19 protein-coding genes are annotated in these 15,761 nt (G+C 33.4%); 5 read left to right on the top strand and 14 right to left on the bottom strand.

Features of this window, described 5'->3' with window-relative positions:
* Together PBV87_RS19765 and PBV87_RS19770 are read right to left on the bottom strand one after the other, a co-directional pair.
* Entirely contained in the window at positions 1-351 is a 351-nt protein-coding gene (locus PBV87_RS19765; protein WP_053985365.1) for a DRTGG domain-containing protein, read from the bottom strand.
* A gap of 28 nt (positions 352-379) precedes the next feature.
* Positions 380-1,498, bottom strand: coding sequence for an AlbA family DNA-binding domain-containing protein (locus tag PBV87_RS19770; RefSeq protein WP_271013463.1), 1,119 nt, complete (start codon positions 1,496-1,498; stop codon positions 380-382).
* Between the two features lie 237 nt (positions 1,499-1,735).
* Between PBV87_RS19770 and PBV87_RS19775 the strand changes: the two genes are divergently transcribed.
* Complete coding sequence (locus PBV87_RS19775; RefSeq protein WP_053985367.1) at positions 1,736-2,413, top strand: DUF4397 domain-containing protein; 678 nt, start codon at positions 1,736-1,738, stop codon at positions 2,411-2,413.
* 3 nt (positions 2,414-2,416) lie between these two features.
* On the opposite strand, the gene PBV87_RS19780 is transcribed toward PBV87_RS19775, so the two are convergent.
* The 5 genes from PBV87_RS19780 to PBV87_RS19800 form a co-directional block, all read right to left on the bottom strand.
* Complete coding sequence (locus PBV87_RS19780) at positions 2,417-3,157, bottom strand: flavin reductase family protein (RefSeq protein ID WP_082238830.1); 741 nt, start codon at positions 3,155-3,157, stop codon at positions 2,417-2,419.
* A gap of 172 nt (positions 3,158-3,329) precedes the next feature.
* Positions 3,330-3,851, bottom strand: a complete 522-nt coding sequence (locus PBV87_RS19785) for a GNAT family N-acetyltransferase (protein ID WP_271013464.1) — start codon at positions 3,849-3,851, stop codon at positions 3,330-3,332.
* 51 nt (positions 3,852-3,902) lie between these two features.
* A complete protein-coding gene (locus tag PBV87_RS19790) occupies positions 3,903-4,373 on the bottom strand; it encodes a hypothetical protein (RefSeq protein ID WP_053985369.1) in 471 nt (156 codons plus the stop codon).
* Complete coding sequence (locus tag PBV87_RS19795; protein WP_053985370.1) at positions 4,373-5,122, bottom strand: Type 1 glutamine amidotransferase-like domain-containing protein; 750 nt, start codon at positions 5,120-5,122, stop codon at positions 4,373-4,375. The genes PBV87_RS19790 and PBV87_RS19795 overlap by 1 nt, the downstream gene beginning before the upstream one ends.
* 11 nt (positions 5,123-5,133) lie before the next feature.
* The gene (locus PBV87_RS19800) at positions 5,134-5,655 is read right to left on the bottom strand and encodes a GNAT family N-acetyltransferase (protein ID WP_053985371.1); all 522 of its coding nucleotides are present in this window, start codon (positions 5,653-5,655) and stop codon (positions 5,134-5,136) included.
* 123 nt (positions 5,656-5,778) lie between these two features.
* Here PBV87_RS19800 and PBV87_RS19805 point away from each other — a divergent pair, with 123 nt between their 5' ends.
* A complete protein-coding gene (locus tag PBV87_RS19805) occupies positions 5,779-5,922 on the top strand; it encodes a hypothetical protein (protein ID WP_154668843.1) in 144 nt (47 codons plus the stop codon).
* Positions 5,923-5,958: 36 nt separating this feature from the next.
* Here PBV87_RS19805 and glsA read toward each other — a convergent pair whose 3' ends face one another.
* From glsA to PBV87_RS19820, 3 genes are all read right to left on the bottom strand, one after another.
* Positions 5,959-6,876, bottom strand: coding sequence for a glutaminase A (gene glsA, locus PBV87_RS19810; protein WP_271013465.1), 918 nt, complete (start codon positions 6,874-6,876; stop codon positions 5,959-5,961).
* 137 nt (positions 6,877-7,013) lie between these two features.
* On the bottom strand, positions 7,014-7,631 hold the full coding sequence (locus PBV87_RS19815) for an NUDIX hydrolase N-terminal domain-containing protein (RefSeq protein WP_271013466.1): 618 nt from the start codon (positions 7,629-7,631) through the stop codon (positions 7,014-7,016).
* Between the two features lie 103 nt (positions 7,632-7,734).
* The gene (locus PBV87_RS19820; protein ID WP_053985374.1) at positions 7,735-8,286 is read right to left on the bottom strand and encodes a GNAT family N-acetyltransferase; all 552 of its coding nucleotides are present in this window, start codon (positions 8,284-8,286) and stop codon (positions 7,735-7,737) included.
* A 159-nt stretch (positions 8,287-8,445) separates the two neighbouring features.
* On the opposite strand from PBV87_RS19820, the gene PBV87_RS19825 reads away from it, so the two are divergent.
* Entirely contained in the window at positions 8,446-8,730 is a 285-nt protein-coding gene (locus PBV87_RS19825; RefSeq protein WP_271013467.1) for a hypothetical protein, read from the top strand.
* Between the two features lie 144 nt (positions 8,731-8,874).
* Here PBV87_RS19825 and PBV87_RS19830 read toward each other — a convergent pair whose 3' ends face one another.
* Together PBV87_RS19830 and PBV87_RS19835 are read right to left on the bottom strand one after the other, a co-directional pair.
* The gene (locus PBV87_RS19830) at positions 8,875-10,203 is read right to left on the bottom strand and encodes an FtsW/RodA/SpoVE family cell cycle protein (protein WP_271013468.1); all 1,329 of its coding nucleotides are present in this window, start codon (positions 10,201-10,203) and stop codon (positions 8,875-8,877) included.
* Positions 10,184-10,537: a PadR family transcriptional regulator gene (locus tag PBV87_RS19835; protein ID WP_053985377.1), complete on the bottom strand. Its 354-nt coding sequence runs from the start codon at positions 10,535-10,537 to the stop codon at positions 10,184-10,186. The genes PBV87_RS19830 and PBV87_RS19835 overlap by 20 nt, the downstream gene beginning before the upstream one ends.
* Before the next feature lie 193 nt (positions 10,538-10,730).
* Here PBV87_RS19835 and PBV87_RS19840 point away from each other — a divergent pair, with 193 nt between their 5' ends.
* The gene (locus PBV87_RS19840; RefSeq protein ID WP_053985378.1) at positions 10,731-11,474 is read left to right on the top strand and encodes a lysophospholipid acyltransferase family protein; all 744 of its coding nucleotides are present in this window, start codon (positions 10,731-10,733) and stop codon (positions 11,472-11,474) included.
* A 76-nt stretch (positions 11,475-11,550) separates the two neighbouring features.
* On the opposite strand, the gene PBV87_RS19845 is transcribed toward PBV87_RS19840, so the two are convergent.
* Positions 11,551-13,254, bottom strand: a complete 1,704-nt coding sequence (locus PBV87_RS19845) for an ABC transporter ATP-binding protein (RefSeq protein ID WP_330680485.1) — start codon at positions 13,252-13,254, stop codon at positions 11,551-11,553.
* A 201-nt stretch (positions 13,255-13,455) separates the two neighbouring features.
* Between PBV87_RS19845 and PBV87_RS19850 the strand changes: the two genes are divergently transcribed.
* Positions 13,456-14,352: a stalk domain-containing protein gene (locus PBV87_RS19850; RefSeq protein ID WP_271013470.1), complete on the top strand. Its 897-nt coding sequence runs from the start codon at positions 13,456-13,458 to the stop codon at positions 14,350-14,352.
* Between the two features lie 69 nt (positions 14,353-14,421).
* Here the strand turns inward: PBV87_RS19850 and PBV87_RS19855 are convergent, their stop codons facing one another.
* Entirely contained in the window at positions 14,422-15,633 is a 1,212-nt protein-coding gene (locus tag PBV87_RS19855) for a GNAT family N-acetyltransferase (protein WP_053985381.1), read from the bottom strand.
* Positions 15,634-15,761 lie beyond the last annotated feature (128 nt).

Below are 15,761 nucleotides of genomic sequence, written 5' to 3' on the forward strand. Positions count from 1 at the left end.
CTATACTTCGCCTCCACCACCTAGTCCTTTTTCATAAAGCTTCCCACAAGCCGTATAAAGGGGATAATGAGTAGATAAAAGCACAATATTTTTTTCTTTTGCAAGTTCTATCATATCTTCTGTTGGAGATTTACCTCTTACAAATACAATAGCTTTAATATCTAACATTTCAGCTGTACGAATGACTTGTGGATTAATAAGCCCAGTTAAAAGTAGTACTTTTTCTTTGGCAAAAGCTAGAACATCACTCATTAAATCACAACCGCAAGCTGCATATACATTTGAATTTAATTGTTCTTCCCCTACACATACCTTTGCTTCTAGTATTCCCTTAACTTCTTTAATCTCCATTGAGGATCCTCCCTATAAATACATATAATTATTGGTAATAGGCTGTTCCTGGTAATTGTACTTGGAATAGGCCTTCTTCTAAATTCATTTCAAAGTTTTTCACATGCTGTCCACAAAATGCCTCTTGTACCTTTCCTAATCCAATTCCTACATGCAATGCTTCTTTAGGCTGCATGAGTAAAAGTCTAGAGTAGAGCCAAGGATTTGTAGGTACTTTCATATTTTCATCAAAAGCATATTGATACTGCCTAGGATTTACAACATGAATTTGTTCTTCTCCTATTTCTACTCTTGTATATAAATAGACATTCCAATAATCTCTATGAATAATCGCATTTGCTAATACTTCACGTAATGCTTCAAAAGGATAATGAACTGGTAATAAAGGGCGTATTTTATCTTCAAAAAGCTTAAGCATATCTGATATATTCCCTGTAATGCCTATTGTCCCCTCCTTGCAACTTACTTCAAGCAACGCCTGTGGAATAAAGATTTGTGGCATCTTTCCAAATAAAAGTAAGCCTCCATATGTAGGATATAGTTGTTTTTCATCTTCTAAACTACTTATAATCCCTAATGCTTTAAGCATATGAACCTGTTGTATTGAGTGATCTTCAAAGTTTTTAAGTGCATAACCAATCTGGCTAAAATCTAAATCTTCTAATGTAGCTTGACGGCATGGTACCTGTTCAAAACTAAGTATACCTTGTGCTTGAAACATTTGTGCAATCTCATGTCTCGTTGCAATATCCGTTGTTGAGCCTCTTCTTAAATAAAAAGCACCATTTTGCCTCATTTGATGTGGTGCCTGCCTACTCTTATAAATGGTTAGAATACCTACTACCTTTTGCTTATACTCTAGTGTCTCAAACTTTACCGGTACAGGTGGTACACTTCTATAAGTAATAACTTGTTGAATACGTTCCTCTATATCTTTAGGTAAATCCTGAAGACCAACAATACGTTTCGTCTTATCTTCTATTCCGAATATAATGTAACCTCTTCCACCTTCTGTATTCGCCATTGCAATAACGTCTTTTACGAATTCCTTTTTATCTGAATCTACTTCTAAGGATAGCTTATATTTAAAATCCAATTTAAAGCCTTCTTCTTCCTTCAACAAGTTTGCGAGTTTAGTCTTATTCATACTATTCACCTAAAATTCAGTCTTATTTGTCTTCATTTTAGCATATCCCATTCACAAAAAACAGATAATTCAGCCATATAATATTCAATTTTATAAATTATATTATATATATTACAGAAAATTTAATCTTTTATATTTATTATCATAATCACTTCCTTTCTTTTACCCATTACAAGTTATGCTTTTATCTACTCCTTCATATACATAGTAATAAGATTTTTTACGTGAGGTACTTATATGGCAAATTCTAAAAATAACGCAGTCTGCTATTTTCGTTTATTCAATGCAAGGCCTACTAAAGATGCCTTCGACCTTTATTTAGATGATAAGCAAGTCTATAGCTATTTACTTTATGAAGACTTCACCAAATACTATCCTCTTCCTTCTGGTAAACATATTCTTAAAATTACTTATCATCACCAGATTGAGCCTTTATATGAAAAAAAAATAAATTTACAACGCCATCAAATCTATACAGGTGTTTTAGCGCACAAATACAAAGAACCTGAGAATTTTCATATTTTTTGTTTGGAAGAACCCAACAAAAAGTTAGAAGGACTTCATTTAGGAATACGTCTCTTACACTTTTCACAGCATGAAGGTACGCTGTGTTTATCTACACCTGAAGCTCCTCTTCCTATTCGTCGCATTCGCTACGGTCAGGCATCTTCATATCTTGTACGGGAAGCCAATGCCTATACTTTAAATATAGAACAAAGCCCAGAGGAGCTTACGTCAGATACAGAAACATCCGGCCCCTTGGCAATCTTAAGAAATCAAAAATTCAAACCAGGAAGGCTCTATTCTATCTTCTTTATTGGTGAGGGCACAGCTCAATTTCCCTATAAAGCAATATTAAGTATAGATGGCTATTCGTACCTTAAAATTGACTTCGAATCAAAAAGCACCTCCTAGGAATTATTTTTTCCTAGAAGGTGCTTTTTTGCGTACTGGTTTATTTGTTTTGTCTTTATGAAATTTATCTTTATAAGACTTTGGCTTATTCTCTTTTGAAGCCATTCCTTGTGATTTACTCTTTGTACGAAGCTGTAATTGATCCTCTTGCTTTGGAATTAACTTTGATACTTCCTTAGCTTTTTTAGACTTCATAACTGAATATCCAAAAGTACCCAATGTATCACCTAAAGTTAAATACGTTCCATGAGAATACGCAACTAAATCTGTATCATTTAAATGAAACTTTCCTTTTTCATCCATAAAAGCATCATCCACATAAACTTCTAATACATCTGCAATAAATAAGTCATGTGAACCTAGAGGTTTAATTTCACGGACTTTACACACAATATTGACTGGACTTTCCTCAACCATAGGTACTTTACCCTCATTATCATAATTGGGGGTAAGTTTCATTTCTTTAAACTTATCTACATCACGTCCTGACCTAACACCACAAAAGTCTGTTGCATAAGTTAAGTCACGTGTCGTCAAATTAATGACAAAATAACCACTCTCTGCAATGAGATCATAAGAATAGCGTGAAGGTCTAAGTGAAATATACGTCATCGGTGGATTAGTACAAATTGTACCTGTCCATGCTACCGTTACAATATTGGGTTTTTCTTCTGTTCCACAACTAATCATAACAACTGGTAGTGGATAAACCATATTCCCTGCTTTCCATTTTTGCTTTGCCATTCGTGCACCTCCTTGTAAGTTAGTATTGGCTATACAAATCTCATTTAATCATAAAGGCTACACTTCTAGTTTGCAAGACTTAAATGTTCCTATTTTCTGCATAGATTATAATTTCATTTTTCTAACATCTTACAAAATGCTCCTATTCAACCTAAGCATAGCACCTTCAATTCTAATTATTTTCACGCTTAATCGAAAATACAAGATGTGGCATATCCATTCCATAATAATGCTTAGTAAATTGGTTACATATGCTCATTCCATTACGCTTAGCAACATTTTGTGAAGCTATATTATTATCACGGATAATGGAGAATACTTCATTAGCACATAACTTTTCAAATGCATACTGCTTACATGCTCTAGCCGCCTCTGTTGCATAAACTTGATGCCAAAATGCCTTTTGAAAAAGATATCCAATTTCCATCACCTCTTTCTCATTACACATTTGTAAAGTAAGGCCACACTGACCAATCATTTCATCTGTTTCTTTTAATACAACCGCCCATAACCCAAATCCATAATCCTTATACCTCTTAATCTGTCTATCTAACCACTCCTGCACTTCCCCATCATCAAATGCATGCTCATAGGCATACATAACTTCTTTATCTTGCAAGATTTTACATAATGCTGTAAAATCTGTTTGCTGCATTTGCCTTAAATATAATCTTTCGCTTTCTAAAATTCTCATCAAGTCTTTCTCCTTAAACTTCAATCTCTGTTCTAAGTAACTATGTAGTAGTTAAACTTTCGTATTAATTATATCCAGTATTTGATTTAAAATTTTTGTTTTTTCCTCCTCTTCCTCAAAGGTATAAACTTTTCTATTACCATCTGTGTAATCTGTCAACACTCCATGCTTTGTGATACTTATACGATAAATTTCTTCTTCATCTCCTAATGTATAAGCTAAATCAATAGTATAATATTCACCTTCTGAAGTTGTATACGCTTCATTTCCATAAAATCGTACATACTCGCTTTCTGCAAGCACGCTCATTAGCTTCTTCGCTTCTTCCGATGTAAGTTTACCCTCTTTGGTGGTTACGTTATTTTTCCCCCATTGTGTAAGAATTAACTTACAATCTGTAATTGCCTCGTTCTTTGAAATCCTCAATATTTGATGTAAACTTAATGGCCTATACCAAATCGAAGCGCCTGTCAAAAAGATAATAAGTGCAAATATCGGCCAATATGGCATGTATTTCTTCATCATAACTCCCCTTCCGTTATGCCAAGTTCCTCTATACTTTTAAATTGATCAACCTGTTGTATCTCTTCTTGTATGCATTCTCCATCTTGCAAATAAATTTTATAAGCCTTTTTATTTTCTTGAGAAGTTATAATACGATACTTTCCATCTCCAATCACTATTGCACAATTATTTTCTAAAGTAATTCCTACTCTATTGCTTACTTTTATCATCTTACTAAACTCCACACTCCGTCTGCCTTCTTCAAAGTGGGGACAGTGAAAAGCATTTAGTATTCCAAGTCCTTCAAGTTCAATATATTTGTAACCATCTTCAGAGTCTTCATACTCTACTTCACTTTGTCCATAACTAAACCAACAAATAGACCCCGCACTTAATCCACAAAGCAATACGCCTCTTTTATAGGCTTCTTTAAGGAAATAATCTACATGCTTTTCCTTCCATACTTTCAACATATGGTTGGTATCTCCTCCACCTACATAGATAATATCTGCCCACTTAATTTTTTCTTCAATCTCATAAATTGATAATTGGTTATCTAAAAGATAGAGCACCTCTACTACTGCGCCTAATTGGTTTTGATAGAGCTCTTTAAAACGCTCACAATATCCTTCAGGTTCATAACTTGCCGTAGGCACAAATAAAGTTTTTGGCTTATCTTGGTTTGCAAATTCAATGATAAATTGATCTATCTTATAGGTCTCCCCTTTTGACAGTTCACCGCCACCAATTGCTACAATTTTCCCCATATTTTCACCCTTTACACTTCCCGCTGCATAGATATGAGCGTATAGATTTTCCCATCCGTTTCTCTATTTGATCTTCTTATTTCTTTAAACCCCATCTTATTCCAGAATGTAATACCCCTCTCATTACACTCATAACAAGCTAGTTCCATATATTGAAAACCTTCTACTTTGATAACACTAAGTAAATTCTCTAAGATTTTTTTACCTATTCCATGCCTATGTAATGTTTCATCTAACATAAGTAGCCCTAAATATCCTGTCTGCTTATTTGGATAGCCTTCAATAAAATCTACCAACGCTATACATTTATTCTCTTCATAAAATGCTATATAAGTTTTCTTAGAATAATCTATTCCAGGTGGTACCGCTTTGATATCTGTAATACATTCTTCCCTAGTGACATCATGTTGTTGAATTTTTGAATAGTAATAGCCATTGCTCCTCATCACTTTAAAGACATCTTCTATGATATCCTCAGTAATTTCTTTTATGTTATACTGAGGTATTTTCTTTTGTAAGTCCTCTAAAATCATTCTATAACACCTCAATTCATTTTGATAATTGTGACTTATATTAACTTTTCTGTTATAATAACATTATACTTCATTTAAGTCTATTCTTAATATTCATCATTATAAGGTGGTGTTATCTATATAATGGAGCTTCTGCCCCTTGTTGAAGACCTCATACTCATCGGCCTTCTTACAATTACACTTAAAATTATTGGTATTATTGCTGTTATACTTCTTATTCTTCTTGTGATTAGATTTATTCAAAGACATGACCATTATAAAGATTAAAGCCTAGCTAAATACCCTTTTAGCTAGGCTTTAATCTTAAAAAATACTTAAATCTAATACATCTGAAAGATAGGATAAAATTTCTATCCCACCTATGGAATTACCTTTATCATCAAGAGCTGGTCCATATACACCTATACCTATTTTATTCGGCACTGCTGCAAGAATACCACCGCCCACACCTGATTTGGCTGGAATACCTACATTGACTGCAAACTCACCAGATGCATCGTAAAGACCACAAGTCGTCATAATTGCCATAACCGTTCTACAAATAGATTTAGGAATAATCTCTTTACCTGTTTTTAAGCAAATACCATTATTACTATATAATGCACCTATTCTTGCAAGGTCTTGGCAATTCATTTCTATTGAACATTGTTTGAAATAGACTTGAATCAAACTTTCTACATCTTCTTCTATAACACCTGTACTCTTCATAAAATAAGCTAATGAGCGATTTCTATCTCCCGTTTGAACCTCTGAATGGTACACATCTTCATTAATTGAAATATGCGGATTATCTGATACAAGCTTTGCAAAATCTAAAATTCTTTCAATTTGTTCATTTCCACCCTTGCCTAATATAAGAGAAGTTGTGGCAATAGCCCCTGCATTAATCATAGGATTAAGAGGCTTTTGAAGATGTTTAAGTTCTAATCTCACAATTGAGTTAAAAGGATCACCAGTAGCCTCTACCCCTACTTTTCCAAATACTTTATCAAATCCATTATCCATAAGGGCTAATGTTAAGACAAGCACTTTTGATATACTTTGAATAGTAAATTTCTGTTGGTAGGAACCTACACCATATTCCTTTCCATCTAATGTTCTAATATAAACGCCTAAATCTGACGAATTAACTTTTTGTAATTCTGGTATATAACTCGCCGGATTCCCATTGTGGGTATACTTTTGTCCATGTAAAATAGCTTCTTGCAATATTTTTTCCATGTTTCCTCCTAGATGTCCGTTAAAATATATTATTTTTAATCTTCCCTGTATCTTATATTCTAAACTTATTTAATTCATCTTCTTCTCCAATTTATCAGTTCTTCATAAGACTTGATTTTTTAATCTTTTATCTTTCTTCAATCAAATAAAGTTTCAAAATGACAATTTAGATGAGCTTTAAAGCACATTTCCACCTGCTCTTTTGTATTACGGGTTATAGATAAATCAGGCAAATGGTTCTGTTCAAAAAATCTACTTTCTTCTGTTTCAATATTTCTTTCAAACTTACCATTTACAAATTCACACAATACAAATATGGTATAAATACTTTGCATGGAAATAGGCTTATTATAGCGATTTCGCTCTAATATGGCAATGATTTTTTTCGGGATAATACTAACCCCTGCTTCCTCTTTTGCTTCTTTTATTATATTTTCAGATACAGATAGATTAACATCTGCCCATCCACCAGGCATACTCCATAAACCATCCTGACTTTCTTTAACAAGTAAAATCCGATTGTCTTTGATGATGGCCCCTCGTACATCCACTTTAGGCGTTAAATAGCCTGTTTCTTGTGCGAGTAATTCTTCTACTTTTCTAACACCTATCTGGGTATACTCACTTATAATTTCAGCAGCTAGTTTTTCTAACTGATTAAATCTATCCAAATCATACTTATCTTTTGAATAGGTAAGTCCCGCTCTTGCAATAGATTGTATTTCTCTAGCCCATATTAACCATTTAGGTTCCATCAGATACCTCCAATAATGATTATCATGTTCTATTTTATGCATCCTTTTTTCATTTAATAAGAAAAAGCACCTTATCCTACAAGATAAAATGCTTTTTTTATCATTATAATTGTTTTACAAGAACGTATCTTCTAAGCCCGCCATATTTAAGCTTATCAACCTTAATTTCATAACCTAGTTTCAAGAAATTGTTCACACTAAACGTATTGTCAGGTGATGCTGTTGCACATATAATAGGTGTACCTTGCTCTTTCGCCACTTCTTCTAGCAATTCACACATAATATATTGAAGTTTATTCCCTCTATAATCTGCTTGAACAAGTACTGTATCTACTTGTCCAACTTTCAATAAATCATCTCCTTCTAATCCTAAATCATAGCCATAGTTATGCAAATCATAACCTCTCTTAAGGTAAATAGCTACTGCTACTAGTTCATCTTCTGGTGTCATATAACCTAAGTGTATGCCACCCATTGTCATATTACGCTCTATTTCCTCTCTATCAGATGGAACATAAAGGTGTTTATCTTCTAGCATCTCTAGTACCTCATTTTGTAAAGCCAAAATTTTATCTATATCATCAAGTACTAAAGTTTTCAAAGTAAGCTCTACTGCTACTCCGTCTTTTCTTATCGCTTTTAGTGTTCTATTCATCCTATTTCTCTCCTGTTTCTTTTCTTATCACTTATTATAGAGGGTAGTTAACAAAAATAGCAAATATAAAATAAAGTACATGTAATTTCTCAACCTTGTCACACTTTTCCCAGCTCAACATAATATAGAATTATAATAATCTTTTAAGGAGGTTTTACTATGGCATGTAACTGCTGTAATAACTGCTGTCATCACTGTTGTCATCATTGTCCTTCTCGACCAACTACTCCTTCTTGTGCAACATTAGCTAAAGACGTAACCAAACTTATTAACAAAATTAATACTAAAGTTGATGAATTAGAGGATGCCTTTGATGCACTCGAAGACAATGGTTGCATTAAATCTGCCAATACAGGCTGCAATGGTTGTGGTTGTAATCACTGTGGTTGCAATAATTGTGGATGCAATAGAAATTCTGACTTTCATTACGGTATCTGTAGATAATTAATTAGTAGAATATAAAAAAGCTCCTTAGTAACATCTACCTACTAAGGAGCTTTATATATCCATGTACAAAAGCTTACTCTACCTTGGTTTATTTAATAAAACCTCTAAAATACCTATTCCATTCATTTACACCCTATAACACTACCCTACTACAGAGTTATCTAATAATACTACATCCTTCTTTCTATAAATATTTAAGAATAATCCCATTAAAACAAAGTTCATAACCATACCTGTTCCTCCATAGGAAACAAATGGAAGTGATATACCAATAAGTGGTAAGTATCCTAAGTTCATCCCTATATTATAAAAGAACTGTATCGTAAATAAGCTTACTATCCCTATACAAAGTAACTTGCCATAACTATCTTGTATTTTCCATGCTACCTTGTACATACGAATAATCATCATTGCAACCATAATAATGAGTATAGCTGCTATAAACCAGCCAAAGCACCCAATAATAACAGTAAGCATATAATCACCAAAAGGATCTGGGACATTAGCTGATACAACTTGGAATCCACTATCTCCTAATAAACTTGCCTGTTCTCTTACATTTTTAAGTTGCATAGGAATGTAACCCATACCTACAGGATCTTGTTCTGGACTCAAAAATACATCTATGCGCGCTTTTCTATAAGGTGCTTGCAAGTACCAAAAAGCTCCGAATATACCAACGCCTCCTGTTAGGCTATATAAAATTGTTAGAAATTGCTTTCTATTCCCATCAAAATCTTTACTTAAGATATGACTTGTTACTATAAGTAAAAAGATTATACCTAAAAGAAAAGCTGATCTAAACTGTTCATCCATGATCAATATAATAGGAAGAATACCTACTATACCTAATACAAAATAATCTTTTGACCTTTCTTTTGCAAAACATTTTATAAGTCCTATATAGCCAACGATCAGTGTAGGTACAACCATAGTATAAACACCTATGGAAAGGCTCCCTATTCTAATCCAACTTCTACTACCATTTACATCTATTCCAAAGAACTTATTATAAACCAATAGCAAAAGTGCTATGCCATAAATCCATACTGACCACTTTTTTAAATATCTATAATCAAAGAAGTATGCACCTATAAAACCTAAAATACCCAATCCAATAAATACAACTTGCCTACCAAAGTAGTAAGCTATCTCACCTTGTGTTGTCTGTATGTTCCAATATACAAAAGCGCCAACACCTATTGTGACAATACCAATAAGAAGTGCAAGTACAGACCATTCCATATGATATGCATGTGCTTTATTTAAATCCTTGCCTACTTCAGCGGCACACCCCATTTGTTCTACTGCTTTTTTGTATGCAAGTGTTTCATCCATTCCTTCTTCTATGTAGGATTCTTTGATACATTCAATATGATCTATCAATTCTTCTTCAAGGGCACTATGAATTTTTTTACATTTTACTTTACTTAAAACATTCTTTAGATAGTTAGCAACTGCCAAGTTCACCATATGCACCTCCTCCTATAATACCTGCAACACCTTTTGAATAGGCAAGCCATTCTGTCTTCTTATCTACTAAAAGTTTCTTTCCATTTTTAGTAATACGATAGTATTTACGTTTTCTACTTTTTTCTGTTTCCTCCCAATAAGCCTCAATCATCCTCTCAGCTTCTAAATTGTGAAGAATAGGATACAAAGTCCCTTCTTTTAAAGTAAAAAGAGACTGAGAGCGGTTTTCAAGTTCCTTTACCATTTGATACCCATATTTATCTCCTTCATCCAATAATTGTAAAATCAATAATGTTGTCGTTCCTTTTAATAACTCTTTATTAATTGCCAAGTTTCTATCTCCCTTCATATACCTCGTAAATCTATGCACTTTAAATCTATGTATATTCTATAAAACTATTTTCTTTACGTCAATATCATTTTTCTATCCTTTAAAACTTCCTATATTTGTCTTATTTTCATTTCATGGTATAATAAAATTAAAAATTATACATGCTATGCATCATATGCAAACGGAGGTTTATATGTTTAGAACAATTTATTGGTATGGCTATTTTGCCATCAGCCTTCTCTTCACTTTACCTGCTCTTAGAAAAGCAAAAAAATTAGTTGCAAGCGGAGATACGGAGAATGCTGAAGCTTATATCAACCAAATCACAATGAAATGGGCAATGGCACAAGTAAAAAATAGTGGCGCTAATGTTCAAGTTCATGGACTTGATAATATTCCAAAAGACCAAGCTGTTGTCTTTATTAGCAATCACCAAAGCAACTTTGATACAGCTCTTTTTATGAGTTTTATTGACAAACCAAAAGGTTATATTGCCAAAGTTGAAACAGATAAAATTTATATTGTACGTGACTGGATGCGTCTCATTCACTGTGTCTTTATGGATCGTTCTACACTAAAAGGTGCTGCTTCTGCTATTGTAGAAGGAGTTAAACTCATTAAAGAAGGCCATTCTCTTGTTATCTTCCCTGAAGGTACACGTAGTAAAGGCGGCCCACTTGGTGAATTCAAATCAGGAAGTTTTAAACTTGCAACAAAACCAAAAGCACTTATTGTTCCTGTTACAATGGATGGAACTTATAAACTTATGGAAGCTCAAGGTGGCAAAATCAAACCTGCAACAGTAAATATGTATATTCACCCACCTGTTGAGACTGCTAACCTAACTAAAGAAGAACAAGCAGAACTTCCAGAACGTATCAAAGCAATCATTGCTTCTAAACTCCCAAACAATGGACAAGGTGAACTTAACGCATAAGTTCCTTATAATAAAAATCCCCTCTCACGTAGGTTTTATTAACCTATGTGAGAGGGGATTTTTTAACATCTAAAATTTAACTTACAAGACCTTCAAATTGTGCTTCGTATAAAGTCTTATATAAACCTTCTTTTTCAAGAAGTTTATCATGACTACCTATTTCTTCAATACCTTCCTTACCTAATACAACAATCTCATCTGCATTACGAATTGTAGATAGTCTATGAGCAACTACGATTGTTGTACGATTTTTACATACTTCATCGATTGCTTGTTTAATCATAAACTCTGTTGCATTATCAAGTGCTGAGGTTGCTTCATCCAAAATAAGGATGGATGGATCTTTAAGAAATACTCTTGCAATAGAAAGACGTTGTTTTTGTCCACCAGACAGTTTTACACCACGCTCTCCTATGTAAGTATCATAACCATTTGGTAGCCCACTTACAAATTCATGAATGTAAGCTTTCTTAGCTGCTTCTACTACTTCTTCATCTGTCGCATTTGGATTACCATAAAGAATATTTTCTTTGATTGTTCCTGTAAAGAGGAATACTTCCTGAGATACAATTCCAATATGACTTCTAAGACTCTCTAATTGAAGATCATAGATACTTGTACCATCAATAAAGATATCTCCCCCATCAATTTCATAAAATCTTGGAATCAAGTTACAGAAGGTTGTCTTACCACCACCAGATGGACCTACTAAAGCTACCATCTTTCCTTTTGGAATAGTCAAATCCATTTGATTCAAGATATATTCATCTTCATATTTGAAGCTTACATTTTTAAAGCAAATTTCACCTTCTACTTTTTCAAGCGTTTTAGCATCTTGTTTATCTGTTTCTTCTAACTCATCCATTAACTCTGTAAAACGTTTATAACCTGTCATACCACTTTGGTACTGTTCCATAAAGTTTACAAGTTTCTTAATGGGTTGGGTAAACATCTTAATATAGAGAAGGTAAGCCATAAAATCACCAAATGTGATAATCCCTTTAATTGTAAAAAGCCCACCTGCTATCATACATACGTAATCTAGCATATCAATACAAAGTGTAGAACCTGAAAAATACTCAGCCATCACTTTATAAGCTTTTTCTCTAGCATTTTTGAAGTCATTATTACCTGCTTGGAATTTTTCTACTTCTTTGTCCTTGCTACAGAAACTTTTTGAAACACGCATGCCTGCAATGCTATTTTCTAAAATTGCATTAACCTTACCTGTTTCTACACGGCTTGCAGTAAAAGCTTTACTCATTTTGTCACGTTTTTTCCAAGTAAACCAGAAAATAAGTGGAATAAAAGCAAAGATAATCAATGTAAGCGGTACATTAATATTCACTAACACAAGGAAAGAACCAATAATCATAACACCAGAAATAAATAAATCTTCTGGGCCATGGTGCGCAAGTTCTGAAATATCCATCAAATCATTAATAATACGAGACATTACATCTCCCGTCTTCGTACGATCAAAAAAGCTACAAGGTAACTTTTGTAGATGCAAGAAAATGTCTCTACGCATATCTGCTTGCATGCGTACCCCTACTACGTGTCCCCAATATTGCATAAAATAGCTACATACATATTTAATCGCAAAGATTACGAGAAGGGTTACCGCGAAGACACCTATCATTCTCATCTCTTGATTCGGTATACTTTCATTAATCAGTTCTCTTGTCATCATCGGATAAACAAGATCACACATTGCAAAAATAAAGGCTACAAATAAATCTAAGAAGAATAATTTCTTGTAAGGTTTATAGTAGCTCATGAACTTTTTGAACATATCATCACCCTTTCTAGTCAAAAATTCATTCTGTTTTATTGTATCACAGAACATATGTTTCGCCCATATAAAAAAACTTATAAAACTTTTAAAAACCTGGAACCTCTTTTTGTTTATTTACGTCTAAGTTTTATGTATAATTAATAATGCTAATTATTTACTATCAACCTAAAGGAGGCTCTTCCTATGAGCAAAAAATTATTAATGTTATTAACAGCAATGGGAACATTAAGTGTAACGCTTATTGCTGCACCAATCGTAAAAGATGTTACAGCTAAACTTGATCCAACTATTACTTTCAACTTAAATGGTGAACAAGTAATGAAAGACAGCAATGCACTTATGTATAATGATACACTTTATTTACCAGTACGTGCCATTGGTACAGAATTAGGTGCTGAAATTAACTACAAAGATAAAGTCGTTTATATCGAAACTGAAGAAACTACTATGAATGAAGTACGTACAAAAGGTAGCGAATCAGTTGAAGCTACAGAAACTACACCAGCTCTTGAAGCTGTACGAATTGAATCCGCTACACTTAAAGATATCGATGCAGATGGTACACAACTCACTATCCTACCAGCAGGCAAAGAAGATATAGCTGCTAATATGATTATCCTTAACTTAAGTGAAGAAACAACAATTACTGTAGATGGTAAAGAAGCTACACTTGCAGACCTTTCTCTTGGTATGGAACTTAGCGTAAGTCACTCACAAATGATGACACGTTCTCTTCCACCACAAACACCAGCCTTCACAGTTGAAGCTAAAACAACTACTGAAGGTGAAACACTTCCTGAATCTATTACTTTAGAAGATGTTCAAGTTGTAGAAGTAAACAAAACAAATTTTGGTTACCAAGTAACTGTAGGAAAAAATGAAAATCCAGAGAATCCTGAAAACCAAACTATCTTAAATGTAAATGATGATACACTTATTCATCATGAAAAAAATAAAATGATTTATAAAGCTGAAGACCTTGAAAAGGGTATGAAAGTGACTGTAAAACATTCACCAATTATGACATTATCTCTTCCAGGTCAAACAACTGCATTCGAAATTACAATCTTAGCACAATAATAAAGTAAAAGTGGATCGACTAGATATCTAGTCGATCCACTTTTTTACTTTATATTTTATTTTTATAATCTAGAAATAATCAGAAAAATAAGCTGTCTGTTGCTCAATGGCATCCTCTAACATATCTAGTGTTTCTGTACTACATAAAAGTCGCCCTATTTTATAAAGATAGTCTGGTCGCTTGTATCCAAGAAGCATGGTCGTCATTGTTTGAATATCTATTTTATCATGATTTTTGCCCGCTATACGCACAATCTTACCCTTACCATCTTTTGATATAGTTAAAGTGAAAGTTCCTTGATTGCAAGCCATAAGTGGATCATCCATTGTAAAAGTCCATTCCCTTTCAACGGTATCTGGCTTAAATGGATACTGAGCAATAAACTGTTCTAAATCTACAATACGTGCCATAAAGTACGGCGAAATACTTTCTTTAATATCTGCATCCTCTAACAAAAAGGCCAGAGGCTCATCTGTATAAGTATTACCTATGACCTTAGTAATCATGGAAAAATGAGCACTTATAAAATTCCACAAACCACTACGTGCTTCTTCATTGACAAAAATCATATCTTTAATATGAAAAACTTCATCTCTAATCCAGTATAAGACATAACCATCTGGCTCATTGTGCTCATTATAGTAAACAGCAGCCATTAAATCATCTGAATCCCAAAGTAAATATTCATTCCATGCTAAATTATCTCGTAGCAATGCACCATGAGTTTGAATTGCGAATCGATTGTAAGCTTCTCTTACTTCATCACTTTCCACATCGACTCTCTCAACCTCTCCTGCAACTTGCTTTCTCTTTGGCAACTGATAATCATTAATTTCATAGGTAATCTTATCTGATATAATCTCCCAACCTTTTCTACGATAATAAGGAATAGAATAAGGATATAAATAAGAAATTGTCTGATTTTTTTCTTTCATATTCTTCAAGGCTTGGTCTAGCAACTTATGCATTAGCCCTTGATTTGCATATTCTGGATAAGTCCCAACACCAGTTAGTCCTCCCATATCATAGGTTCTATTAAAGATACGTACCTTCATTGGGTATACAGCTACTTGAGAAACTAGCTTATCTCCATCGAACCAGCCCCATACATCTGCTTGTTGTAATGTAGGCGTCTTTGCCCTAATCATTTCTTTTTCTTCCCAACCAATTTGTTGCAATTCTTGATCGGTTACTTGAAAAACATATCTTAAAAGTTGATTATATTGCTCAAGATGCTCTACACCAACTCTTTTCATTTTCAATTGTTTTCTTCGTGCCATATCAATTCACTTTTATCCTTTCAAACTTACCATTATTACAATCTATCTTAATATTTAGTATAAGCATTATATATGTAGAAAGATTGTATTTTATTCTGTTTATAGGATTTGATTGAGTTTTTCTTTAT

The sequence above is a fragment of the Holtiella tumoricola genome, assembly GCF_027857615.1.
GTDB classification, from domain to species: domain Bacteria; phylum Bacillota; class Clostridia; order Lachnospirales; family Cellulosilyticaceae; genus Holtiella; species Holtiella tumoricola.